General features: G+C 47.0%; 2 protein-coding genes. Both read right to left on the reverse strand.

Annotation, left to right across the window (positions count from 1 at the left end):
• The coding region (locus R7M72_RS24240; RefSeq protein WP_318056361.1) for an efflux RND transporter permease subunit at positions 1–780 on the reverse strand (780 nt) is incomplete at its 3' end.
• Positions 781–789: 9 nt separating this feature from the next.
• A complete protein-coding gene (gene vmeJ, locus R7M72_RS24245; RefSeq protein WP_062889699.1) occupies positions 790–1,905 on the reverse strand; it encodes a multidrug efflux RND transporter periplasmic adaptor subunit VmeJ in 1,116 nt (371 codons plus the stop codon).
• Positions 1,906–1,927 lie beyond the last annotated feature (22 nt).

A 1,927-nucleotide genomic window follows, 5' to 3' on the forward strand; every position in this document is an offset into this window, starting at 1 on the left:
TGTGGCCACATCACCAAAGGTGATCACTTCTTTGCCATTCACTTTGATAGGCAATTCGAGAACATCTTTCAGAGAATCAAACACCGACGGAACTTTGACCGAAAAGCGCCCATATCCAGTATCGACAAAACCAGCCGCAACCACTCGGTTGTTTAGTGCGATCAAGTTATAGATATCGGCCTGATCCAATCCATAGCTTTCCATTAAAAGCGGATCGACGACGATCTCGACAATATCTTCACGATCACCAGCAATATCGACTTCCAAGATCTGACGGAAGCTTTCTAATCTGTCACGCAACGTTCGTGCGCTTTGAACAATGGTTCTCTCTGGCACCGTGCCATAAAGCACAACGGTTAAAACTGGCTCCTCTGAAGCAAAAGTAACTTCATTGACCGTCGGTTCATCACTGTCTGCAGGTAACTTAGGTTTCGCCAGATCGACCGCGTCGCGAACATCCGCCATCGCTTTATCGAGATCCACGCCGACGCTAAACTCTAAAGTGACTGAAGCGTGGCCTTCGGAGGCAACCGATGTCATCTCTTTCACCCCTTCAATTGAGCGCAGTTCTTGTTCGATAGGACGAACCAGTAAACGCTCAGCATCAGTTGGAGAAATACCTTGATGCCCCACAGAGACGTAAATGATAGGAATAGTGATATCGGGACTAGATTCTTTTGGGATGGTGACGTAAGTAATGACCCCTGCGATGAGGATCATCACCAACAAGGTCAACATCGTTCTTGATCGGGATAACGCAGCATCAATTATACTAAACATGCTGTCTCCCTATTTTTCGGCCGCATCGGCAGCGACATCACCGACTTTATTCGCAATCACGGTATCGCCATCACGAACAAACCCCTGTCCTAATACAATGATGTCCGCTTGCTCGCCAAGCCCTGATAACCAAACGCCATCTTCTTCTGCTTTGACTAACTGAATAGGAACAAACTTAACGTGTTCATCTTGCAGTGTTTTGACACCTAAATTCCCTTCTTCATCTAACGCCAACATTGCAGCGGTAATTTTAATCGCTAGCACTTCATTCAAAGGGAGCTGCACTTCCGCACTGATCCCCGCAGGGATGAGCGAATTACGATTATCTATTTCGATTTCAATCGGAAACGTATTGGTCGATACGGAGGAAACGCGACCAATATAACGTAAAGTCCCCAAGTGATGCTGACCATTGATAGTTCTGACATCCGCTTGAAGACCTTCTTTAAGATACTGGATATGGCGCTCGCTAACGTCGGCCTCAATGACCAGAGTCTCTAAATCAATCACTGTCGCTATTGGATCGCCCACACCGACAAAGTCACCCACTTCGACAAAATGATGATCAACAATGCCATCAAAGGGCGCTTTAACTTCGGTATTCTTGAGAGCGGTTTGGACATTATTGAGGTTCGCTCTTGCATCGACTAACGCGGCTTCCGCCGTCGCAAAGGCCACCTCGCCTTGTAACCCCCTGCTTTTGAGCGATTTTGCGGCATTAAACTCCTTTTCTTTCACTCGCAGCATGGCCTGAGCGCGTTTGAGCTGACTGTCCAAATCCCGCTTATCAATGTTAGCAATCACTTGCCCTTGCTTAACAAGTTGCCCTTTATTAATGTTGAGACTGACAATTTTGCCGGCCACTTCTGCACCAAGACGAGCTTGGCGATTGGGTGCGGTTCGGCCATAAAGTTCTATCGTTTTACTGGTAGGTTTTGCGGTGAAAGTATCAAACATCACCTTAGCTAAGGGCGTGTTTTCAGATTGGAGAGATGGGGATGAGGTGTGGTCACCTTGTGCTTTGAGCTGCCCTGCAGCCAACCAAGCAACAAGTAGCAAAATAAGGATGAGAGATACTAGCCACGGACGTTCGACAAAACGTCGCCCAAACGAAGTTCCAGACATACAAAGTCCTTTTTATTATTCT

It is taken from the genome of Vibrio sp. YT-18 (assembly GCF_033337345.1).
Taxonomy (GTDB): Bacteria; Pseudomonadota; Gammaproteobacteria; order Enterobacterales; family Vibrionaceae; genus Vibrio; species Vibrio alginolyticus.